We start from the raw sequence: 23,065 nt of genomic DNA on the forward strand, positions 1-23,065 counted from the left end.
TGCAGCGCCGTGCGCGCATTGCCCAAACCAAGGTCCGGTCCAGGAAGCTCCTGATGCACATACGCCCATTCATCGCTCCGTTGTTGCTGGTCCTGGCCACGCTGTCGGGGCAGGGTCATGCGGCCGGCAAGTGCGAGCGCCTGGTCGCCACGGGCAATCCCGAGTACCCGCCGTACCTGTGGCGTGATCCGCAGAACCCCAAGCTGCTGGTCGGCGCCAATGCCGATCTGCTCAAGCGCATCGGCGAAGAACTCGGGCTGAAGATCGACATCCTCTACACCGGCCCCTGGTCCCGCGCCCAGGACGAGGTGCGCACCGGCCGTGTCGACCTGCTCGCCGGTGCCTTCCTCACCCTGCCGCGGCTGGAAACCATGGACTACGTCCACCCGGCCTTCCTCGATACCCCCAGCGTGGTCTGGGTCAAGCGTGGCCACGGCTTCCCCTACACCCAGTGGCAAGACCTGCTTGGCCACACCGGCGGCACCCTGGTGAACAACAGCTTCGGCCAGGCCTTCGACGCCTTCGCCAAGGCGAACCTCACCCTCGAAGAAGTGCCGAGCCTCACCCAGGCCTACCAGAAACTCGTGCTGGAGCGCACCGAGTACGTGCTCTACGAGCATTACCCAGGCCTCGCCCTGGCCGACACCCTCGGCATGGCCGATGACCTCGAAGCCCTGGAGCCGCCGATCTCCAGTGAGGGCCTGTACCTCACGCTGTCCCACAACTCGGCCTGCAACGACCCCTGGCTGCGCGGACAACTGGCAAAAAAAATGACAGAATTGACCGCCGCAGGTGCCCCGCAAGTCTTCTTGCAGCGCAATCTCGAGCGTTGGAAAGCTCAGCAATTGCAGCCGGCCAGCGCTCCGAAACCCTAGGAAATCTCCGTGATCGAACAACGCATTCTGGCCATCGGCCTGGCTGTCCTCGCCTTGGCCGGCTGTGCCAATGACCCCGCTCCCGTGGAGCAGCTCCGCCTCACCGAACAGGCCGTGGCCCAGGCCCGGGCCGTGGGTGCCAGCAGCGAGCAGCTCCCGGAAATGAAGCAGGCGGAAGAAAAGCTCGCCCTGGCGCAGAAGAACATGGGGGAGCAGGACTACAAGCGCGCCCGCGTCCTCGCCGAACAGGCCGAGCTGGATGCGCGCCTGGCCGAATCCAAGGTGCTGACCGCCAAGAGCAAGGCCCAGCTCGCTGACATCACTGCCCGCATCAACCGTCTGCGCAAGCAACTGGGGGAACTGCAATGAACCCTCGTATCGCCCTCGCTGGCCTGTTGCTGGGCCTCGGCCTGCTCGCCGGCTGCGCCAACCCGCAGCGTGCCGAAGACAGCCTCGACGCCGCCCGCATCCAGTTCCAGAAGGTCAAGGAAGATCCGGACGTGCTGCGCAGCGCACCGAAGGACGTGATCCGCGCCGGTGAATCCCTGGCCCGCGCCGAGCGCCTGTCCAACTACCTGGGCAACGACCAGGACGTCGAGCACTACGCCTACCTCAGTGAGCGCTACAGCGAGATCGCCAGCCAGCACAGCGAGCTCAACCTCAACCAGGAGCGCGCCGCCAAGCTGCAAGTCGACCAGGAGCGCCTGCAACTGGCCCTGCGCGAGGCCAAGCTGCTCAGCGCCCAGCAACAGGGCGACTGGATGGAAGAGCAGATGGTCGCCCTGGCCGCCACCGAAACCGACCGTGGCCTGGTGATGACCCTGGGCGACGTGCTTTTCGACACCGGCCGTGCCGAGCTCAAGGCCTCGGCCAACCGCACCGTGCTCAAGCTGGTGCAGTTCCTCCAGATCAACCCGCGTCGCGTGGTGCGCATCGAGGGTTACACCGACAGCAGCGGTGTTCGCGAAGAGAACCTCGCCCTGTCCCGTGACCGCGCGCAGGCGGTGGCGGATGTCCTGAGCGACCTCGGCATCGACGCCAAGCGCATGGAAGTGGTCGGCTACGGTGAAGCCTTCCCGGTGGCCGAGAACGCCTCGTCCCATGGCCGGGCGCAGAACCGTCGCGTCGAGATCGTGTTCTCCGACGAGAAGGGCAAGCTCGGCGCCCCCCGCTGATCCCCGCTGTTCCAGGAACCCCGGCGGCTTCGGCTCCCGGGGTTTTTTATTGCCCGTACAGCTGCACCCAGTAGAGGAGTCACGGCGGACTGAAGCGATACAGTCACTGGCGAAAGCGCACTGTATGGCCCACAATTTCCTGTGCTGTACCGGTGCAATTCGTTACTGCTCCGGTACTGTTTCGGTCCAGTGAACCAGGTGCCGCCGCCATGACCAATCTGTTGCTCTATCAACGCATCGCCCAGCAACTGGCCGAAGACATCCGCCGTGGTGTCTACCAGCCTGGCGAGCGCGTGCCCTCGGTACGCAAGATGAGCTCGCAGCTCAATGTCAGCCATGCCACGGTGCTGCAGGCCTACGCCAACCTGGAGGATCAGGGGCTGATCCGCGCGCGCCCACAGTCCGGCTTCTACGTGCACCAGACCCCGGCACTGACCGCTTCCACCCCGGATATCGCCCGGGTCGAGCGGCCGGGCCTGGTCACCCGCGCCAGCATCATCAACCAGGTGCTCACCGAGTCCCGCCGTGAAGGCGTGTTCCCCCTGGGCGCCGCCGTGCCCCATGTGGACTACCTCCCGGTCCGTGCGCTGCACCAGCAACTGGCCAAGGTCACCCGCTTCCACAGCCCGCGCGCCTTCAGCTACATGTTCAGCCCCGGCTTCGAGCCGCTGCGCCGCCAGGTGGCGATCCGCATGCGCGACGCCGGCGTGGTGGTCAACCCCACCGACGTGGTCATCACCCATGGCTGCGTGGATGCATTGCAGATGAGCCTGCGCGTGCTGACCCGCCCCGGCGACCTGATCGCCGCCGAGTCGCCCACCTATTACGGCCTGCTGCAATTGGCGGACCTGCTCGGCCTCAAGGTCATCGAGATCCCCAGTGACCCCACCACCGGCATCAGCCTGGAGGCCCTGCAACTGGCCGCCAACCAGTGGCCGATCAAGGCGCTGGTGCTCACCTCGCGGCTGAGCAACCCCCTGGGTGGCACCATTCCCGAGGAGCGCCAGAAGCAACTGCTGCGCCTGGCGTCGGACTTCGACATCCAGATCATCGAAGACGATATCTATGGCGAGCTGATGTTCGAGCAGGGCCCCTCCAAGGCGCTCAAGGCCCACGACCGCGAAGGGCGCGTGGTGTACTGCTCCAGCTTCTCCAAGACGCTGTCCCCGGGCGTGCGCATCGGCTGGATCATCGCCGGCAAGTACCAGGAGGAAATCCAGCGCCTGCAAACCTTCAGCACCCACTCCGCGTGCAGCGTCACCCAGATGGGCGTCGCCGCCTACCTGGAGAACGGCGGCTACGACCGACACCTGCGCTACATCCGCCAGGAGTACCGCAAGAACCTCACCGCCTTCCAGCTGGGGGTGCAGCAGTACTTCCCCGAAGGCACGCAGATGAGCCGGCCCAATGGCGGTTTCATCCTGTGGATCAGCCTGCCGGCCAAGGTCAACACCAAGGACCTGCACGTCCGCGCGCTGCAGCAGGGCATCAGCATCGCGCCGGGGCTAATCTTCAGTAACACCGAGCAGTTCAACCACTGCGTGCGGCTCAACTGCGGCATCCCGTGGAACCGCGAAGCCGAGCGCGCCATCATGACCCTCGGCATGCTCGCCAAGCAGCTGTGCCAGGAGGCCGGCAGCTACTTCTGATGCCGGCCGGCCCCGGGCTGAAGCCCGGGCTACTCCGGTCGGTGGTGCTCCGATTTTGGCAGCGGTTTCAACCGCGATGGCCGGGCACGGCGATCATCGCGAATGAATTCGCTCCCACGGTCCACGCCCCGCCCCAAATAATTTCACTCCCCCTTAACCCGACCTGATCGGCGCCTCCGTCTACTGGTGCGTATGGACATTCCGTCCCCAGGAGACACGCCATGACCACCCCCGCCGCACTGCTCCGCCAACCCCTCGCCGCCGGTTTCGCCGCCGGCCTGCTGCTCGCCCTGGCCGCCTGCCAGGGCCATGAATCCGGCACCACGCCGGGTGCGAGCGAGACCAAGGCCAAGGTCGAAACCGAAGCCGAAGTCACTGGCTCGCTGAGCGCCAACAGCGATGACGCGCGCCTGCAGGAGCTGGCCAAGCCCGCCGCCGAGCCGAACGCCGCCTATGCCCCTGCTGCGGTAGCCAAGCGCTCGGCCCCCATCGCGGTGGCAGGGTCGATGGTCATGCCCGTGGCCCCCGCGCCCATGAGCGACGCCCTGGCCACCGGCTACCGTGACGAGGGCCGTGAGCAGTACGCGCACCTGGCCGACAACCCCATCCATGCCGTAACCAGCGACCCGGTCTCCACCTTCAGCATCGACGTCGACACCGGCGGCTACGCCAACGTCCGCCGCTTCCTCAACGACGGGCAACTGCCGCCCAAGGACGCGGTGCGCCTGGAAGAACTGGTCAATTACTTCCCCTATGCCTACCCGCTGCCCCAGGGTGACGTGCCCTTCGGCATCGGCACCGAGCTGGCGCGTTCGCCCTGGAACCCCGAGGCGCGCCTGCTGCGCATCGCCATCAAGGCCTCCGACACCCAGGTCGAGCAACTGCCGCCGGCCAACCTGGTGTTCCTGGTGGACGTCTCCGGCTCCATGGACCGCCGCGACGGCCTGCCCATGGTCCAGGGCACCCTCAAGCTGCTGGTGGACCAGCTGCGCGCCGAAGACCGCGTCTCCCTGGTCACCTACGCCGGCGAGGCCCGCGTGGTGCTCGAATCCACCCCCGGCAGCGACAAGGCGAAGATCCGCGCCGCCATCGACCAGCTCGCCGCGGGCGGCTCCACGGCGGGCGAGTCCGGTATCCAGATGGCCTATGCCGAAGCGCAGAAGGGCCTGCTGAAGAACGGCATCAACCGCATCCTGCTGGCCACCGACGGCGACTTCAACGTCGGCATCAGCGACTTCGAAAGCCTCAAGCAACTGGCCGCCGAGAAGCGCAAGGGCGGGGTCTCGCTGACCACCCTGGGCTTCGGCACCGACAACTACAACGAACAGCTGATGGAGCAACTGGCCGATGCCGGCGACGGCAACTACGCCTACATCGACAGCCTGCGCGAGGCGCGCAAGGTGCTGGTGGACCAGCTCAGCTCGACCCTCAAGGTGGTGGCCAAGGACGTCAAGCTGCAGGTCGAGTTCAACCCCGCCCAGGTCAGCGAATACCGCCTGCTGGGCTACGAGAACCGCGCCCTCAAGCGCGAAGACTTCAGCAACGACAAGGTCGATGCCGGCGAGATCGGCGCGGGCCACACCGTCACCGCGCTCTACGAAATCGTCCCGGTCGGCGGCAAGGGCTGGCTGGAGCCGCTGCGCTACCAGCAGGCGCAGAAGGCCGATGGCAAATCCTCCGAACTGGCCTGGCTGCGCATCCGCTACAAGGCGCCGGGCAGCGAGCAGAGCAAGCTGCTGGAACGCCCCATCGCCGCCAGTGACGTGCCGGCCCTGAAGGACGCCAGCGAAGACCTGCGCTTCGCCACGGCAGTGGCCGCCTTCGCCCAGCAGCTCAAGGGTGGGCAATACACCGGCAGCTTCTCCCTCGCCGACAGCGCCACGCTGGCCCGGGGCGCCAAGGGTGAAGACCGCTTCGGCCTGCGCGGTGAGTTCGTGCAACTGGTCGAACTCGCACAAAGTCTGCAAAATCCAACTCCTTCACAGGCACGGATCGAGTGACTTGAGCGAACCCATCACGGATGACGACGCCGCCCTGCTGCGGCGCTACCGACACGGCGATGCCGAGGCCTTTGGCGTGCTCTACGCACGCCATCGCCTCGGCCTCTACCGTTTTCTCTGCGGGCTGTGCGGCGACGCCAGCCTGGCCGAGGAGATCTTCCAGGAAACCTGGCTGAACCTGATCCGCAGCGCCACCGAGCAGCGCGAGCAGGTGGCCTTCAAGACCTGGCTCTACCAGATCGCCCGCAACCGCCTGATCGACCATTGGCGCAAGCACGGGCGGCTGAACGGGCGTGTCGAGGAATTCGACGAACAGGCCCATGGCGACGCCCTGCCTGGCAGCAGCGAGGACCCGGCGGAGCAGCTCAGCCTCAGTCGCGACCGCCAGCGCCTGCAGGCCGCCCTGGAAGAGCTGCCCGGCGAGCAGCGCGAGGTGTTCCTGCTGCGCGCCCATGGCGACCTCGAAGTGCATGAGATCGCCGAGATGACCCGCACGCCCGCCGAGACGGTGAAGAGCCGCCTGCGCTACGCGATGCAGAAGCTACGTCGGTTGCTGGCCGATCCGGCCGCCACCGAGGAGGTATCCACATGAACCAGGACCCACGCAAGCCGGAAGGGCTGGAGCAGCAGATGCTCGCCCACTTCCGTGCCCATGAAGGGGGCGAACCGTCCGCCGAACTGGATGCGCGCATCCTCGCCGCGGCGCGTGCCGCCGTGCGTCCCGCCACGCCGAGCCTGGCTGAGCGCCTGCATGCCTGGCTGTTCGGCCCCGGTGGTCGCCAGCGCTGGTCGGTGGCCTTCGCTGGCCTGGCCTGCCTGGGCATCGGTGTCAGCCTCACCTGGCGCAACCTCGACCGCCCTGACCTCGACTACGGCAACAGCGCCCCGGCCCCGGCGGCGATGATGATGCCGGCGCCCATCGTGCCCGCCGCGCCCGCGGCTGCACCGATCGCCCGCTCCAGCGTCGCGGCCGGCGACACCGCCGTGGCCGGGAGCATGGAGAGTGCCCCGGAACCCACCATCCAGGCCTACGCCGCTCCGGCGCCGGCCGAGGCACCGCAGATGGCCCGCGAGGCGAAGAAGATGGCGGCCTCGCGCCTGGCTGAAGAGGCCGAGCGCCAGGCTCCGGTGGATGCCCTGTCCGACCAGGCCGAAGTGCGCGAGCAGGCCGTCGAAACCATGAAGGCCGAAGCCTCCGCCCTGGCCGCCAAGCCGCGCATGGCACCGGGCAAGGCCAAGGAAGCCACCCTGGTGGAGCAACTCGAAGAGCTGCTGCAACTGCGTGAGAAGGGCGATACCCAGGCCGCCGACGCGTTGCTGGCGCGTCTGCGTGAAGCCAACCCGCAACTGGATATCGAGGCCGAGCTGGCTCGGCTCGGGAAACGCCGCTGATCCGGCCCCGGCGGTGCTGAACCGCCGGGGCCGCGAGCGGCGCAAGGAGCGCGCGATTGTCCATCCCATCCACCGAGCCTGACGACAAAAGCTTCGGCCGCCTGCTGCTGGAGCTGTTGGTGCAGCTGGCGCTGACCCTCCTGCCCATCGTCATCTGCGCCTGGCTGCCCCTGCCGTTGTCGGCCGCCCTGGTGGCGCTGTTCGTCCTGGTCGTGGGCCTCGCCGCGCATCTGGGGCGCATGACCCTGGCGCGGCGCCTCAGCCCGCAGCTGTCCTGCGCCATGATCGGCCTGGGCATTGGCGTCGGTCGCGCGCTACCCGGCTACTGGGGCATCTTCGCCGGCATAGTCGCGGTGTTCTGCGGCCTCGCCGCGCTGGCCGCCTGGGAGCGCCGCCTGGGTATCGCCGAGCCCGCGCCTGCGCCGGGGGCCAACGCCTGGGGCAGCAGCGGCCCACTGCTCACGCCCGAGGGCCAGCCGGTGCACAGCTTCAACTGGAGTGAAATCGCCATGGGCGGGCCCGCCTTCTGCGACCACCTGCTGCCCGACGGCGTGGTGCTGGAGGGGCTGGGCAGCTCGCTGTGCTTCTCCAGTGACGGCCGTTACCTTGCCGCGCCCATCCCCTCGCGGGGCGAATGGGGCCTGGTGATCTTCGACCGCCAGTTGCGCCGCTTGTACCAATGCGCCAACGGCCAGCAGTTCTGGGAGCTGGATGCCTTCGATGGCGAGGTGCTGCGCGGCCGCCACAGTCCGCTGGTGGCCAACCAGGCCCGCGAGGTGCGCCTCGATGAGTTGCTGGCCAGCGCCCAGAGCGAAGACTTCGTCGCACTCGGCGACCTTTGGCTCAGCCCGGCCTGGGTCGAGCGCCTGCCTGTCACCCGTGACTTTCCCGCTCCCGCCGGCGCGCACCGCCTGCGGGGCTTGCCGTACCTGCCGGCCAGCCTGCGCGAACTGGACAACCCGCTCGCCCCCCTGGCCAACCCCGCCTGCGAGCTGTGGCTCGACGATCAGCCCAGCGGCCTGCTGCTGGCGGACGGCGAAGCGGTGATCTGGCGCGACGATGGCCGTGCCCTGGTGTGCCGTGCGCGCCCGACCGCCGAGCTGGAGCGGGGCTGGAGTAACGACTGCTGGTTGTGGGAGGAGGGGGCCGGCTGGCGTCAGCTGGAGGAGCCCTGGCAGGCCCTGGACGGCGAGCCGCGCCTCAACCTGGGCGCACCGCTGCGTATCGACGGGCAGCAGATGTGGCGCGCCGCCTATCTCGACTTCGCCGGCACCGACCGCCTCGGCTTCGGCTACGGCCTCTACAGCATCCACAGCGACAGCGAGACCCTGGCCGGCTTCGATGAGCAGGGCCGCGCCCTGGCCGGCGAGCACCGCCTGACACAGCTGAGCCTCGGCGTATCGCTGGACGGCGCGGGGCGCACCGGCGCCAGCCTGAAGCTGCAGGCCCTGGCCAATGGCGTCGAGCCCTACCTGGACTGGTTGCGCGACGGCGCGGACGGCCGCCAGGGCGCCTTCGCCTGCCGCATCGGTGACTGGCGGCTCGACGGTGAATGGTGCCTGGACCACCGCGTCTCCGATTGTGGCCGCTACCTGGCCCTGGTGACGTTCGCCGAGGCTTCGGCCGTGCCCCATCGCCTGGTGGTGGCGGATATCCGCGAGCGCCGCCTGCGGGTGCTGGAGCAACCCTTGCTGATCGCCCGGCTGCATGACTTCCACGAGGGTGTCGTCAGCCTCGCCCATGTCCTCGGGCGCCTGCCCGAAGGGCACGAATCCGGCCCTCTGCAGCGCTTCACCGAGTCGGCCCCGGACGCACAGCGGGCCGCCCCCTTCATGGCCGCTGGTGGCGAGCGCCTCTATTACGAGGTGGCGCGGGTGGCAGTCGACCCCGACGCGCTGCGCCTGTTGCCGGCCTGGCGCCTGGCCGAGTGCCCGCCGGTTGCCAACGCGCAGGGGGATTTCGTCCTGCCTGCGCCTGGCGGCGCGGATGCCGCCTGGCTGTTCGGCTGCGAAAGCCGCTTCGCCGACAGCTACCTGCGTGAGCAGGAGCCACGCCTGGGCGGTTGCCTGCTCACGGCCTCCGGCTGCGCGGTCGCCGACCTGGGCCCGGCGATGATCTGGTCGGCCGATGGCCGCTACCTGGCGCTGACCCGCTTCGGCGAATTCCACGATCCACGGGCCGGCAGCTATCCGCTCTGGCACCTGCTGGTGCTGGATACCCACGAACACCGCCTGCACCGCTGCGCCGATCCCATCGGTCTTATGCCGCGCTTCGAAGGCTTCGATGCCGAGGGCCTGCGCATGCGCGTCCATGCCTACGCCTACGAAGTGGAGGGCGACGACGGCGAGTCGCGCCGTTTCAGCCTCGATGAACTGCTGGCGCTGCGAGCGGAACCCTTGCGGCACCAAGGGCCGCTCTGGCTGTCCGAGTCGGAGCGGGAGCGCATCGACCTCTGGCAGCACCTGGATTCCACCCACCTCGACCCCTGGAGAACCCCATGACCGATAGCCCCTCCGCCATCCTCTCGCTATTCACCTCCATCGGCCTGGTGCCCTTGGTGGTGGTCTGGCTGCTGGGGTGCGCCCTGTCTGCCCGCTACTGGCGCGCCCAGCCCCGCGCCGCCGGCCTGTGCCTGGCCAGCATGCTGATCCTGCTGGTGTGGCAGGGCATGACCATCGCCCTGCACGCGCTGATCCCGATCCTGGCCTTCGATATCTGGCCCGACGCGGAGCCCATGTACTTCTACGCCGCCATCAACCTGCTCGGCAGCCTGATCCACACCCTGGCCTTCGGCCTGTTGATCTGGGCGGTCTTTACCGGTCGGGAAGGGGTGTAAAGCTTTGGCAAGTTCCCGGGTTCGGGGTTGCCAGGTCGGGAGTGAGGGGCGAGCATGGCTCTTCATGCCTTGCCTTGCACACTGCCCATGACCCGTTTTCCATTCGCTTTATTGCTGTTCCTCGGCCTGCTCGCCGGCTGTGAGCAGGAAGCACCGCCACCGCAGAAGCCCCCCGCCAGCCCACCGCCGGTGACCCAGGCCGAGAAGCCGGCGCCCGCCGCCCCGGCCAAGGAGGCACCAGCGGCCAAACCGGCCAGCGAGGCCCCCAAGGTGGCGAGCGAAACGCCCAAGCCCACCGCCAAGACCGAACAGAAGCCCGCAGCCAAACCAGAAGCCAAGGCCGAAGCCAAACCGAAGGCGGACGCCAAGCCCGTCGCCAAGGCGGCCCAGCCGGCCACCAGCCCAGCCGGCAATGCACGCAAGCCGGAAAAGACCGAACTGCCCAAGGCCAAGCTCGACCTGCGCCTGCCCAAGCACCTGGTGGACAAACTCGAGCCCGAGATCGTGGAGGAGCGCAAGGCCGAAGAGCCCTTGCTGCCGCCGATGTTCACCGAGAAGGCGCCCACCGAAGGCCCCTTCCAGCTCAACGGCAAACTGCTCACCAACGAGAAGGAAGACGACTACTGGCGCTCGGTGGAAGGGGCGGAACTGCAGTTCGAGTTCAAGCAGTAACGGGGTAACCGCACTCTCCGGTTGGCACCGTGGTTCGGGTTGGGCGCGGTGCCGTAGGTTGGCGCCGAGCGCAGCGAGGCCCAACACCGCCATGTCCGGTCTCGCGGCGGGCTCTCCCTGTGGGAGCGGCTTCAGCCGCGAAAGACCTGCAGCCGGCACAGGGCGGCGAGTCGCCGGGTATTCCATCGCGAATGAATTGGCTCTGTCTGCGTTAGCTGTTGTGGTTTTAATGCAAGCGCTCAAGCACGGTGCTTTCCGGGCGCCCAAGGATTCGTGCCACCTCCACCGCATGGGTTTCGCTCCGCTCTACCCATCCTACGAATGCCTGTGCGCACCACGTGGCAATGCGCTGGACGAAGAAAGTTGGAGCAGCAGCCAACGCCCCTCCAGGAGGCAGAACGCAGTCGTTGCGCCGGGGGACGAGCGGCATGGATGCCGCGAGAGGCGCGCCAGGCCATGGATGGCCCATCGCGCCGGCCCCCAGACGACGCTTGCGGCGAACGCACTTCAGTGCGGCCCGAAGGGCGAGCGTAGCGAGTAACGGCGATGGAGTGAGGGAACCCCGGCGAAGCCGGGGCCGGATGATGGGGCAAGCGTTTTTGGTTCCTTTTTTGTGGTTCGGCATCCCGACGATTGAAAAAAGGGACTCGCCCGGGTGGCCGAAACCAGAAACATCACCAGAGCTCGGCAATCAGCTGGACTCAAATCCTCTAGCAACACTTAACGCAGACAGAGCCAATGAATTCGCTCCCACGAGGCCGGCGCCGGTGCTTGCTGCAAGAACGCTTGGTGGATGAACAGAGCGTCATCCACCCCGCCGGTTGGCACTGTGGTTCGGGTTGGGCGCGGTGCCGTAGGTTGGCGCTGAGCGCAGCGAGGCCCAACACCGCCATGTCCGCTCTTGCGGCGGGCTCTCCCTGTGGGAGCGGCTTCAGCCGCGAAAGACCTGCAGCCGGCACAGGGCGGCGAGTCGCCGGGTATTCCATCGCGAATGAATTCGCCCCCACGAGGCGTGCCTGACGACCAACCCCGCGTGCAAGGGCCGCTCAGAAGCGGTATTCCCCACTCTGGATCGCCTGGTGCAGCGTGTTGTCCAGCGGGCGGAAGGCGGTTTCGCCGGGCAGGCGCACGAACAGCGGCTCGCTGATCTGGCCCGGATCGAAGCCGCTCTTCTTCAGGTCGGTCTTCTTGTACTTGAAGGTGCCGGTGGTCTCGATCTCCGCCAGCAGGCGGATGAACAGCGGGGCCGCATAAGGCGGCAGCTCGCGGTCCAGGTGCTCGGCCACCGCCTGGGCGTCCAGCTCAGCCCCGCTGCCCAGGCGCAGCGCAGCCATGCCGCAGCGGCCGTTGGTGCCGGGAATCTCCACCCCATAGACCACCGCATCCTCCACGCCGCCGAAGGCGCCCAGCACGCTTTCCACCTCGGTGGTGGAGACGTTCTCGCCCTTCCAGCGGAAGGTGTCGCCGAGGCGGTCGACGAACTGCGCGTGCTTGCAGCCGATGTCGCGCATCAGGTCGCCGGTGTTGAACCAGGCGTCGCCCTTCTTGAACACGTCCCGCAGGATCACCGACTCGCTCTTGGCCGGGTCGGTGTAGCCGTCGAACGGCCACTTGGGGCTGATCTCGCTGATCAGCAGGCCCGGCTCGCCGGTGGCGACCTTCTCCAGGTAGCCCTTGTGGTCACGCACCGGGCGGTCGCTTTCTAGGTCGTAGCGCACGATGGCGTAGGTGGCCGGGGAGAAGCCCACGGTGTTGTCGAAGTTGAACACATTGGTGAAGCCGATGTTGCCTTCGCTGGAGGCATAGAACTCGGTGATGCGCTCGATGCCGAAACGCTCCTTGAACTCGGCCCAGATGGCCGGGCGCAGGCCGTTGCCGATCATGCAGGTGAGGGTGTTGTCGCGCTCCTCCGGGCTCGGCGGCTGGTTGAGCAGGTAGCGGCACAGCTCGCCGATGTAGCCGAAGCAGGTGGCCTGGTAGTACGCCACATCCTTCCAGAAGCTGCTGGCGGAGAATTTGCGGCGCAGGGCGATGGCGGCGCCCCCGGCCAGTACCGAGGCCCAGCTCACGGTCACCGCGTTGTTGTGGTAGCAGGGCAGGGTCAGGTAGAAGACGTCGGTGTCCTTCAGTCCCAGGCCGGAATGGCCGAAGCCGCCATAGGCCTTGATCCACTTGCCGTGGCTGAGGATCGACGCCTTGGGCAGCCCCGTGGTGCCCGAGGTGTAGATGTAGAAGCACGGGTCCTTGAGGCGCACCTTGGCGGTTTCCACCGGGTTGTCGGCGCTGTGCTCGCCGGCCAGGCGCATCAGGTTGGCCCAGCCCCGTGGGGCCTGGCCCGGGTCGCGGCGGGTGTCGGCGTCGGCTATCCAGTAGCGGTGCCCGGCGCTGTTGCCCAGCTCCTCCTCGACTTCCTCGAAGGCATCCCGCAGCTCCTCGCCCACCACGTAGTGGCTGGCCTTGACCAGGGTCAGGCTGTGGGCCAGCACCTTGCCGCGCTGGGTGGTGTTGACCAGCGCGGCGATGGCGCCGAGCTTGGCCAGGGCCGCCAGCACCGCCAGCACCTCGATGCGGTTCTCCAGCATCACCGCCACCACCTTGCCGTGGGCCACGCCCTCGGACTTGAGCGCGTGGGCCAGGCGGTTGGCCCAGGCGTTGAACTCGGTGTAGGTCAGGCGGCGGGTCTCGTCGATCACCGCCGGGCGCTGGGGGAATTTCTGCGCGGCGCGTTCCAGCGCCCAGCCCAGCGACAGCGTTTTCTCGCGGTTGCGGATGCCGGTGTAGTACAGGCCCAGCAGCATGCGCGGTACACGTGGCAGGTTGCCCGGCAGGCGGGCGAGAAAGCGGAACGGGGAAATCAGATCGGCCTGGGTCATGGCTCTCGCACTTTGTCGTTGTTGTGGGCAGGCAATGGCGCTTTCACGACTGTAGAAGCCGTTCGGGCAAAACGGTATGACCGTGGCGCGGGGAAGGGCGGGCAGATGGGCAAATAGAGGGCGCCCGTACCGGCGCGGAAACACTGCGTGGGTACGGGCGTAGCCCGGGCTTCAGCCCGGGAGGGGCGATCAGTCGAGGAACAGGTCCGGCACCAGGCTGCCGCCCTCGGGGTCGAAGCGGTAGTGCTCGAACTCGGTCTGGCCCTGCTCGCGGAGGATTTCCTCGTCGATCAGCAGGCGCCCGGTGATGCTGCGGCCGGTGCTGGAGAGGATGGCGTAGGCGGCGTCGGCCATGATCGCCGGGGTGCGCGAGCGCTTGAAGGCGTCACGGCTGCCCAGCTCGAACTCGATGGCGGCGGTGGCGATCATGGTTTGCGGCCACAGCGAGTTGACGCTGATGCCGTACTTCTTGAACTCCTCGCTCATGCCCAGGGTGAGCATGCTCATGCCGTATTTGGTGACGGTGTAGGGGCCGTGCTGGGCGAACCACTTGGGCGCCAGGTTGAGGGGCGGCGACAGGTTGAGGATGTGCCCCGCCGCGCTCTTCTTCAGGAAGGGCAGGGCGGCCTGGCTGCAAACCATCACCGCGCGGGTATTGATCTGGTACAGCAGGTCGAAGCGCTTGGGCTCCAGGTGCTCGACCCCCACCAGCTTGATGGCCCCGGCGTTGTTCACCAGCGCATCGATGCCGCCGAAATGCTCGGCGGCCTGGGCCATGGCGTCCCGCACGGCGGCCTCGTTGCGCACGTCCAGCTGCAGGGCCAGGGCCTTGCCACCGGCGGCCTCCACTTCCTCGGCAACGCTGAAGATGGTGCCCGGCAGCTTGGCATGGGGCTCGGCGCTCTTCGCCGCGATGACGATATTGGCGCCATCGGCCGCCGCGCGCAGTGCGATCTCACGGCCGATGCCCCGGCTGGCGCCGGTGATGAACAGGGTTTTGGCAGATAGCGACATGATCTTCTCCTTGTTATTGGGTCGTAGCTGGAAGCTGGAAGCTGGAAGCTAGAAGCTAGAAGCCCGCACCCGCCTGCTCTTGTCTTCCAGCTTCAGGCTTCAAGCTTCCAGCTTCCAGCTGCTTTTCAAGCTTCCAACTGCTCTTCCACTTCCACCAACACCTGGCGGTTCTTCACCTGGTCGCCAGCGGTGACCTGCACCCGACGGATGACGCCGTCGATGCCGGCCTTGAGCGGGTGTTCCATCTTCATCGCCTCCAGCACCACCAGCAGTTGGCCCTTGGCGACGCGTTCGCCTTCGCCCACCAGCACGTCGACGATGGCGCCGTCCATGGGGGCCTTTACCGTGCCCGAGCTGGCGGCGTTCAGGCCACCGGCGGGTTCGTGGGTGACGTCGAGCAGTTCCAGGTTGCCGTGCTGGCCATAGAGCCACAGACGCCCGGCGGAGTGATGGTAGGCCACGCGGCGGCGCACGCCGTCCAGTTCCAGGGTGGCCCAGCGGCCATCGGCGCGCAGCAGGGCGATGGCCACATCGCTGTCACCGACGCGTGCCTGCAGGCGCGGGCGCACACCGGCTTCCAGCACGCTCAGCTCCACCGCCAGCTTCTGCTCGCCATGGCGCAGCACGAAGCGCCAGGGCGCGCTACCGGCGCTGCGCCAGCCGGCGAGGCCAGCCTGGTGGGCACGGGATTCGGCCGAGGCCTGGTAGAGCAGGGCGGCGGCGGTGGCCAGCTCCGTGGCGCTGGGCGCATGGGCGCGCAGGCTCGGGTCGTCGCTGAAGTGTTCGCCGATGAAGGCGGTGGTGGCATGGCCGGCGGCGAACTCGGGGTGCGCCAGCAGGTTGGCGAGAAAACGCTGGTTGCCGTTGACGCCCAGCAGCACGCAATCCTCCACGGCGCGCACCAGCTTGCGCCGGGCTTCGTCGCGGGTGGCGCCCCAGGCGATCACCTTGGCCAGCATCGGGTCGTAGAAGGGCGTTACCGGCTGGCCTTCCACCAGGCCGTGGTCGATGCGGATGCCGGGCAGTTCGGACGGCTCCCAGCGCAGCACCTCGCCGGTCTGCGGAAGGAAGTTGCTGGCCGGGTCCTCGGCGTAGAGGCGCACTTCCATGGCGTGGCCGTCGAGGCGGATCTCGTCCTGCGCCAGCGGCAGCGGCTGCCCCTCGGCCACGCGGATCTGCCAGGCCACCAGGTCCTGCCCGGTGATCAGCTCGGTCACCGGGTGTTCCACCTGCAGGCGGGTGTTCATCTCCAGGAAGTAGAAGTCGCCGCAGGCATCGAGGAGGAATTCCACGGTGCCGGCACCGACGTAGTTCACCGTGCGCGCGGCCTTCACCGCGGCCTCGCCCATGGCCCGGCGCAGCTCCGGGGTCATCACCGGGCAGGGCGCTTCCTCCACCACCTTCTGGTGGCGGCGCTGCACCGAGCAGTCACGCTCGCCGAGGTAGACGATGTTGCCGTGCTGGTCGCCGAAGACCTGGATCTCTACATGGCGCGGGCGGATCACTGCACGTTCGAGAATCAGCTCGCCGGAGCCGAAGGCGTTCTGCGCTTCGGAGCGCGCGGTGCGGATCTGCGCGGCCAGCTCGGCGGCCTCGTGCACCAGGCGCATGCCACGGCCGCCACCACCGGCGCTGGCCTTGATCATCAGCGGGTAGCCGATGCGCTCGGCTTCGCGGGCCAGGGTCGCGTCGTCCTGCTCGGCGCCTTCGTAGCCCGGGATGCAGGGCACTTGGGCGTCGAGCATGGCGATCTTCGACAGGCGCTTGCTGCCCATCAGGTGGATGGCCTCCACCGTGGGGCCGATGAAGACGATGCCGGCGGCCTCGCAGGCCCGGGCGAACTCGGCGTTCTCGGAGAGGAAGCCGTAGCCGGGGTGCACCGCGTCGGCACCGGTGCGCCGTGCCGCGGCGATGATCGCCTCGATGCTGAGGTAGGACTGGGCGACCTGGGCCGGGCCGATGCACACGGCCTCGTCGGCCAGTTGCACGTGGCGCGCCTCGCTGTCGGCCTCGCTGTAGACCGCAACGGTGCGGTAGCCGAGCTGCTGCGCGGTGCGCATCACCCGGCAGGCGATTTCACCGCGGTTGGCGATCAGGATCTTGTTGAAGCTGGGCATCGTTGGCTGCTCCTGCCGTACTCGGGATGTGCGCTCATTGCGCCCAGTTGGGTTTGCGTTTCTGCACGAAGGCCATGGTGCCCTCGGCGCCTTCCGCGCCGGTCACCGCCTCGGCGAACCAGCCGGCGGCATCGTCCAGCAGGGCACCCAGCTCGCGCTCGCCGGTGGCCAGCAGCAAGGCCTTGGTGCGGGCGTTGGCGCCGGGGGCGCAGCGACGAACCTGTTCCAGGGTGGCGGTCAGGCGCGCGTCCACCGCCGCGTCATCGGCCTCGGCGAAGTGCACCAGGCCCAGGCGCAGGGCCTCGGCACCGTCGAAGCGGGCGGCGGTGAGAGCCAGGCGGCGGGCCTGGGTCAGGCCGATGCGTTTCACCACGAAGGGGGCGATCTGCGCCGGCAGAATGCCCAGGCCGGTTTCCGGCAGGCCGAACTGCGCGCCCTGGTGGGCGATGGCGATATCGGAGATGCACGCCAGGCCGAAACCGCCGCCCAGCACCGCGCCTTCCAGCACCGCGACCACCACCTGGGGCGTGGCCTGGGCCTCTTCCAGCAGGCTGCCGAAGGCGCGGTTCAGTTGGCGGTAGGCATCGGCCCCGGCGGCGCGCGCCGAGGCCATGTCCTTGATGTCGCCGCCGGCGCAGAAGTGCCCGTCGGCACCGCGCAGCACCAGGGCGCGCACGCTGCGGTCATCGCGCACCGCGGCCAGCACCGCACGCAGTTCGCCGACCATGGCCAGGCTCATGGCGTTGCGGCTGTCCGGGCGGTTGAGGGTGATGTGCAGCACGCCGGCGGCGGGCTCCAGCAGCAGGGTTTCGCAGTTCGGCAGGTCGCTCATGCCGGCTTCCTCATCATGCTTGGGTCAGGGCGCTGGGCGCGGGTGCGCCCAGCGGACGGTCCGCTATCAGCCTTTCTTTTTGCCGGGCAGGATGCCCATCAGCTTGCAGATGATGCCGAGCATGATCTCGTCGGCGCCGCCGCCGATGCTCACCAGGCGCACGTCGCGGTAGGCGCGGGAGACCGGGTTGTCCCACATGAAGCCCATGCCGCCCCAGTACTGCAGGCAGGCGTCGCTGACTTCGCGGCCCAGGCGGCCGGCCTTGAGCTTGGCCATGGAGGCCAGCTTGGTCACGTCCTTGCCGCTGACGTAGAGCTCGGTGGCCTGGTAGACCAGGGCGCGCAGGGCTTCGATCTCGGTGCTCAGCTCGGCCATGCGGAAGTGAATGACCTGGTTGTCGATCAGCGGGGTACCGAAGGTCTTGCGCTCCTTGCAGTACTCGATCGTGGCGTCGACGCAGTGCTCCAGGCCCTTGATCATGTTGGCCGCGCCGAACAGGCGTTCCTCCTGGAACTGCAGCATCTGCATCATGAAGCCGGCGCCTTCGTGGCCGATGCGGTAGCGCTGGGGCACGCGCACGTTGTCGAAGAACACCTGGGCGGTCTCCGAGCTGCGCATGCCGAGCTTGTCCAGGTGCGGGCTGACGCTGATGCCCGGGGTCTTCATCGGCACCACGATCAGCGATTTGTTGACGTGGGGCTTGTCGTCCGAGGTGTTGGCCAGCAGGCAGATGAAGTCCGCCGAGGGCGAGTTGGTGATCCACATCTTGCTGCCGTTGATCACGTAGTCGTCGCCGTCCTTGCGGGCGGTGGTCTTGAGCCCGGCAACGTCGGAGCCGGCGCCGACCTCGGAAACGCCGATGCAGCCGACCATGTCGCCGCTGATGGCGGGGCGGAGGAATTCGTTGCGCAGGTCATCGGAGCCGAAGCGGGCCAGGGCCGGGGTGCACATGTCGGTCTGCACGCCGATGGACATGGGGATGCCACCGCAGATGATGGTGCCGAACTCTTCGGCGGCGACGATGGAGTAGCTGTAGTCCAGGCCCATGCCGCCGAATTTCTCCGGCTTGGAGATGCCCAGCAGGCCCAGGTCGCCGGCCTTCTTGAAGATGTCATGGATGGGGAAGCGGCCTTCACGCTCCCACTGCTCGACATGGGGGTTGATCTCCCTGTCGACGAAATTGCGTACGGTGCGGCGGAGTTCTTCGTGTTCCTGGGTGAAGATCATTGTTGTTGTTCTCCTGGTGGGGTGCGCCCGGCGCACCGTCGATCGGGTTCGGGAGCGGCGCTTAGAAGCGGGCCACGCCAAAGGTGGTGGATTTCAGGGGGCGCGCCTCGGCCTCGGCGCAGATGTCCAGCAGGTAGCCGAGCAGCTTGCGGGTATCGCGCGGGTCGATGAGACCGTCGTCCCACAGGCTGGCGGTGCCGTACAGCGCGGTGGACTGGCTGTCGAGCTTCTGCGCGGTGACCTGTTCGAGCATGTCGAGCATCTTCGGGTCGGCTTCCTTGCCCTCCTTGGCGTGTTTTTCCTCGGTGACGATGCGCAGCACCTTGCCGGCCTGGGCGCCGCCCATCACCGCGGTGCGGCTGTTGGGCCAGGCGAAGATGAAGCGCGGGTCCAGGCCACGGCCGCACATGGCGTAGTTGCCGGCGCCATAGGAGCCGCCGACGACGATGGTGAGCTTGGGCACGCGGGCGTTGGCCACCGCCTGGATCATTTTCGAGCCGTGCTTGATCACGCCGAGCTGTTCCGACTCGGTGCCGACCATGAAGCCGGTGGTGTTGTGGAAGAACAGGATCGGCGTGTTGCTCTGGTCGCACAGCTGGATGAACTGCGCCGCCTTGGCCGCGCCGCGCGGGGTGATCGGGCCGTTGTTGCCGATCAGGCCGCAGCGCTGGCCCTCGATCTGCAGGTGGCCGCAAACGGTCTGGCTGTCGAACTCGTTCTTGAAGTCGAGGAACTCCGAGCCATCGGCCAGGCGGGCGATGATCTCGCGCACGTCGTAGGGCTTCTTGGCGTCCGCCGGGACGATGCCCAGCAGTTCGTGGGCCGGGTACAGCGGCTCGCGCCAGGTCTTGGCCGGGCGCGCCGGCAGCTGGGCGTTCCACGGCAGCATGGCGAGGATCTCGCGGGCGATGCGCACGCCGTCGGCGTCGTTCTCGGCCAGGTATTCGGCGGTGCCAGCAACCTGGGCGTGCATCTCGGCGCCGCCCAGTTCCTCGTCCGTCGCCACCTCGCCGGTGGCGGCCTTGAGCAGCGGCGGGCCGGCGAGGAACATCTTGGCCTTGCCGCGCACCACCACCACATAGTCCGACAGCCCGGGCTGGTAGGCGCCGCCGGCGGTGCTGGAACCGTGCACCACGGTGATCTGCGGCAGGCCCATGGCCGACATGCGCGCCTGGTTGGCGAAGCCGCGCGCGCCTTCGACGAAGATGTCGGCGGCGTAGTTGAGGTTGGCGCCGCCGCTTTCGGTCAGCGCCACCACCGGCAGCTTGTTCTCGAAGGCCACCTGCTGCAGGCGCAGGGTCTTCTTCAGGCCGGTGGGGGAGATGGTGCCGCCCTTGATCGCGCTGTTGCTGGCGGTAACCAGGCAGCGCACCCCGGCGATGTAGCCGATCCCGGAGATGATGCCGCCGCCGGCCTGGGTGCCGTCCTTGTCGTCGTGCAGCTTGTAGCCGGCCAGGGACGACAGCTCGAGGAAGGGCGCGCCGGCGTCGAGCAGCAGGTTGAGGCGTTCACGGGGCAGCAACTGGCCGCGCTTGTCGAACTTGGGTTTGGCTTCGGCCGCCTTGTCGAGCACCTTCTGCTCGATCTCGCGGAAGCTGGCGACGGCGGCGAGCATGGCGTCGCGGTTGCGGGCGAAATCTTCGCCGTGCACGTCGAGTTCGGAGTGGATGACGGCCATGGCTTACTCCTCGTCCTTGAACACGGCGGGCATATAGGCCCGGTGGAAACCGTCGTAGGACTCGCTGGCGCGGGCCTTGCCCAGGGTCCAGGCGCGGGTGCCCTGGCTGGCGGCGCCATCGATGCGGATGGTGTTGCCGCTGATGAAATTGGCGCCGGGGGAGAGCAGGAAGACGATGGCGGCCGCCACCTCGGACTCGGTGCCGATGCGCTGCAGCGGGACGTGGTCCTTGAGGGAACGGATCATCGATTTCATGGATTCGGGGTAGGTGTCCATGCCGCTGGAGGCGATCCAGCCCGGTGCCACTGCGTTGACCCGCACCCCGGCGTGGCCCCATTCATAGGCGGCGGTCTTGGTGAAGTTTTCCATGCCGGCGCGGGCGGCGCCGGAGTGGCCCATGCCGGGCATGCCGCCCCACATGTCGGCGAGCATGTTGACGATGCTGCCTCCGGTCTTGCTCATGCTCTGCAGGAAGGCCTCCTTGGCCACCAGGAAGCCGCCCACCAGGTTGGTGCGCACCACGGTCTCGAAGCCCTTCTGGTTGATGCCGATGAGCGGCGCGGGGAACTGGCCGCCGGCGTTGTTGACCAGGTGGTGGATGGGGCCGCGCTCGGCCACCACGGCCTTGACCATGGCCTTGACCGCTTCTTCGTCGCGGATGTCGCAGGCCTGCCAGCTGGCGCTGCCGCCGTCTTCGATGATTTCGCCGGCAGTGGCTTCGAGCTTTTCCGCCTTGCGCCCCACCAGCACCACGTGGGCGCCGAGGTGGGCGAGCTCGTGGGCCACGCAGCGGCCGATGCCGCTGCCGCCGCCGGTGACGAGGATGGTCTGGCCGCTGAACAGGCCGGGTTTGAACACGGAATCGTAGGCCATCGCGTGCTTATCCTTTCAGGCTGTCGGCCAGGGCGCGGGGCACCGGCACGGGGAATTCGAGGAGTTGCTGGGCGAAGGCCTTGCCTTGCGGGTCGATGCGCAGGCTGGCGACGCCGCCGCCGCCCAGGGCGTTCTCCAGGAGGAAGTTGAGGCTGTGGGTGCCGGGCAGGTACCAGCGCTGCACTTGCCCGGTCTGCGGGTCGAGCACATGGCTCATCCAGTCCACCACCGCTTCGCGGGTCAGCGCCTCGGCGATCCAGGGCAGGTAGTCGGGGTGGCGCGCCATGACGCCGATGTTGCTGTGGTTGCCCTTGTCGCCGGAGCGGGCCACCGCCAGTTTCACCAGCGGCACGCTGGCATCCGCCTGGCCCTGGGGCGCGGGCGGGGTGGCGGCCTCGGCCAGCGCGGCGGCGTCGAAGGCCTGCAGCGACGGCAGCTCGACACCCTGGCTTGCCTCGCCGAGGGTGACTTCCAGGGCGCAGGCCGATTTATCCACCAGGAAGGAAAACAGGCGGATCACCGGGTACACCGTGGGCCGGCCGCCGACGATGCCGGTCAGGCCCGGAGCCATGCCGGTGGCGGCCTGGGCGATCTCGCGGGAGAACAGGATCAGCGCTTCCTTCTTGGCATGGCGCACGCCCAGCTTGACCACGACTTCGCGGTTGTCCTTGCGCTGGCCGTGGGGCCCGTAGGTGGCCTCGCTGCCCAGCAGTTCGATGTTCACCTCGCGGTAGGGGCCCCAGCCGCGGGCGGCGAAGATTTCCTCGGTCTTGGCGATGATCGCGCGGCTCACGCGCTCGGCCTTCTTCACCGCGTCGATGCCGGCGATCAGGCAACTGGCGGTGCAGCGGAAGCCGTCGGGGTAGGTGGCGCTGACCTTGTACTGGTCGGTGGGCGCCAGGCCCCGGGCGCCGGCGACGCTGACGCGGTGCTCGCCGGCCTGGGCCAGTTCGACGCCGGTGAAGTCGCAGATCACATCGGGCAACAGGTAGGCGCGCGGGTCGCCGATCTCGTAGAGCATCTGCTCGCCGACGCTGAAGGGGATGACCAGGCCGCCGGTACCGGGGGCCTTGGTGACGATGAAGCGGCCATCGGCCTCGACTTCGACGATGGGGAAGCCGATGTGCTCGTAGTCGGGCACCTGTTCCCAATCGGTGAAGTTGCCGCCGGTGCATTGGGCGCCGCACTCGATGATGTGGCCGGCGAGGGCGGCCTGGGCGAGCTTGTCGTAGTCGTTCCAGGCCCACTTGAACTCATGCACCAGGGCGGCGCTGACCACGGCGCTGTCCACCACGCGACCGGTGATGACGATGTCGGCGTCCTGCTCCAGGGCGGCGACTATGCCTGGCGCCCCCAGGTAGGCGTTGACCGAGACGCACATGGGCGGCAGCGGCGCGCCGCTGAACATCTCGCTGACGCCGGCCTTGCCCAGGGCGGAGAGCTGGGGTTGCAGGTTGTCGCCGTGGAGCACGGCGATCTTCAGTTGCACGCCGGCCTTTTCGCAGGCCGCCGCCAGGGCCGCCGCGCAGGCCTGGGGGTTGACCCCGCCGGCGTTGCTGATGACGCGGATCTTCTTCTCCGCCAGGGTCGGCAGTAGGGGCGCCAGCACCTCGACGAAGTCGGTGGCGTAGCCCTCGTCGGGCTTCTTCATGCGCGCCCCGGCGAGGATCGACATGGTGATCTCGGCCAGGTAATCGAACACCAGGTAATCGAGCGGTGCGCCATGCACCAGCTGCGCGGCGGCGGTGGAGGTGTCGCCCCAGAAAGCGGAGGCGCAGCCGATGCGTACGGTTTTAGTCATTGTCTTGTCCGCAACACACGAGGAATGTGTTGCGGACATTACCAAGCAAGC

At 68.0% G+C, this 23,065-nt stretch carries 18 protein-coding genes; 10 read left to right on the top strand and 8 right to left on the bottom strand.

Annotated features, from left to right (window positions below; translation table 11 throughout):
- Positions 1-53: 53 nt before the first annotated feature.
- From ACXI0U_RS06485 to ACXI0U_RS06530, 10 genes are all read left to right on the top strand, one after another.
- Complete coding sequence (locus tag ACXI0U_RS06485; RefSeq protein WP_021217588.1) at positions 54-875, top strand: substrate-binding periplasmic protein; 822 nt, start codon at positions 54-56, stop codon at positions 873-875.
- A gap of 12 nt (positions 876-887) precedes the next feature.
- Positions 888-1,244, top strand: a complete 357-nt coding sequence (locus ACXI0U_RS06490) for a DUF4398 domain-containing protein (RefSeq protein WP_371877137.1) — start codon at positions 888-890, stop codon at positions 1,242-1,244.
- Positions 1,241-2,050, top strand: a complete 810-nt coding sequence (locus ACXI0U_RS06495) for an OmpA family protein (protein WP_043246560.1) — start codon at positions 1,241-1,243, stop codon at positions 2,048-2,050. The genes ACXI0U_RS06490 and ACXI0U_RS06495 overlap by 4 nt, the downstream gene beginning before the upstream one ends.
- Before the next feature lie 209 nt (positions 2,051-2,259).
- Positions 2,260-3,699 carry an aminotransferase-like domain-containing protein gene (locus tag ACXI0U_RS06500; protein WP_021217585.1) on the top strand — a complete coding sequence of 480 codons (1,440 nt, stop codon included), beginning with the start codon at positions 2,260-2,262 and terminating at the stop codon, positions 3,697-3,699.
- A gap of 221 nt (positions 3,700-3,920) precedes the next feature.
- Positions 3,921-5,699 (top strand): vWA domain-containing protein, encoded by a 1,779-nt coding sequence (locus ACXI0U_RS06505; RefSeq protein WP_265168021.1) that lies wholly within the window; start codon positions 3,921-3,923, stop codon positions 5,697-5,699.
- Position 5,700: 1 nt separating this feature from the next.
- Positions 5,701-6,291 (top strand): RNA polymerase sigma factor, encoded by a 591-nt coding sequence (locus ACXI0U_RS06510; protein ID WP_021217583.1) that lies wholly within the window; start codon positions 5,701-5,703, stop codon positions 6,289-6,291.
- The gene (locus ACXI0U_RS06515) at positions 6,288-7,091 is read left to right on the top strand and encodes a hypothetical protein (protein WP_479549912.1); all 804 of its coding nucleotides are present in this window, start codon (positions 6,288-6,290) and stop codon (positions 7,089-7,091) included. Before ACXI0U_RS06510 ends, ACXI0U_RS06515 begins: the two co-directional genes overlap by 4 nt.
- Before the next feature lie 56 nt (positions 7,092-7,147).
- On the top strand, positions 7,148-9,592 hold the full coding sequence (locus ACXI0U_RS06520; RefSeq protein WP_479549913.1) for a hypothetical protein: 2,445 nt from the start codon (positions 7,148-7,150) through the stop codon (positions 9,590-9,592).
- Entirely contained in the window at positions 9,589-9,927 is a 339-nt protein-coding gene (locus ACXI0U_RS06525) for a hypothetical protein (protein WP_479549914.1), read from the top strand. Before ACXI0U_RS06520 ends, ACXI0U_RS06525 begins: the two co-directional genes overlap by 4 nt.
- 87 nt (positions 9,928-10,014) lie before the next feature.
- Positions 10,015-10,599, top strand: coding sequence for a hypothetical protein (locus ACXI0U_RS06530; RefSeq protein ID WP_271660530.1), 585 nt, complete (start codon positions 10,015-10,017; stop codon positions 10,597-10,599).
- A gap of 1,046 nt (positions 10,600-11,645) precedes the next feature.
- Here ACXI0U_RS06530 and ACXI0U_RS06535 read toward each other — a convergent pair.
- The 8 genes from ACXI0U_RS06535 to ACXI0U_RS06570 form a co-directional block, all read right to left on the bottom strand.
- Positions 11,646-13,472 carry a long-chain-acyl-CoA synthetase gene (locus ACXI0U_RS06535; protein ID WP_479549915.1) on the bottom strand — a complete coding sequence of 609 codons (1,827 nt, stop codon included), beginning with the start codon at positions 13,470-13,472 and terminating at the stop codon, positions 11,646-11,648.
- A 189-nt stretch (positions 13,473-13,661) separates the two neighbouring features.
- A complete protein-coding gene (locus tag ACXI0U_RS06540) occupies positions 13,662-14,486 on the bottom strand; it encodes an SDR family oxidoreductase (RefSeq protein ID WP_043245881.1) in 825 nt (274 codons plus the stop codon).
- A gap of 125 nt (positions 14,487-14,611) precedes the next feature.
- Positions 14,612-16,603, bottom strand: coding sequence for a geranyl-CoA carboxylase subunit apha (gene atuF, locus ACXI0U_RS06545; protein ID WP_479549916.1), 1,992 nt, complete (start codon positions 16,601-16,603; stop codon positions 14,612-14,614).
- Positions 16,604-16,637: 34 nt separating this feature from the next.
- Positions 16,638-17,435 carry an isohexenylglutaconyl-CoA hydratase gene (gene atuE / locus ACXI0U_RS06550; protein WP_021222865.1) on the bottom strand — a complete coding sequence of 266 codons (798 nt, stop codon included), beginning with the start codon at positions 17,433-17,435 and terminating at the stop codon, positions 16,638-16,640.
- A gap of 66 nt (positions 17,436-17,501) precedes the next feature.
- Positions 17,502-18,662 (bottom strand): citronellyl-CoA dehydrogenase, encoded by a 1,161-nt coding sequence (atuD, locus tag ACXI0U_RS06555; protein ID WP_043245879.1) that lies wholly within the window; start codon positions 18,660-18,662, stop codon positions 17,502-17,504.
- Positions 18,663-18,723: 61 nt separating this feature from the next.
- Positions 18,724-20,340 (bottom strand): geranyl-CoA carboxylase subunit beta, encoded by a 1,617-nt coding sequence (gene atuC / locus ACXI0U_RS06560; protein ID WP_265168031.1) that lies wholly within the window; start codon positions 20,338-20,340, stop codon positions 18,724-18,726.
- Between the two features lie 3 nt (positions 20,341-20,343).
- Entirely contained in the window at positions 20,344-21,213 is an 870-nt protein-coding gene (locus tag ACXI0U_RS06565) for an SDR family oxidoreductase (RefSeq protein ID WP_184489270.1), read from the bottom strand.
- A 7-nt stretch (positions 21,214-21,220) separates the two neighbouring features.
- Complete coding sequence (locus ACXI0U_RS06570; RefSeq protein ID WP_479549917.1) at positions 21,221-23,014, bottom strand: acyclic terpene utilization AtuA family protein; 1,794 nt, start codon at positions 23,012-23,014, stop codon at positions 21,221-21,223.
- Between the last annotated feature and the right edge of the window lie 51 nt (positions 23,015-23,065).

The organism is Pseudomonas sp. C9D1 (assembly GCF_056491235.1).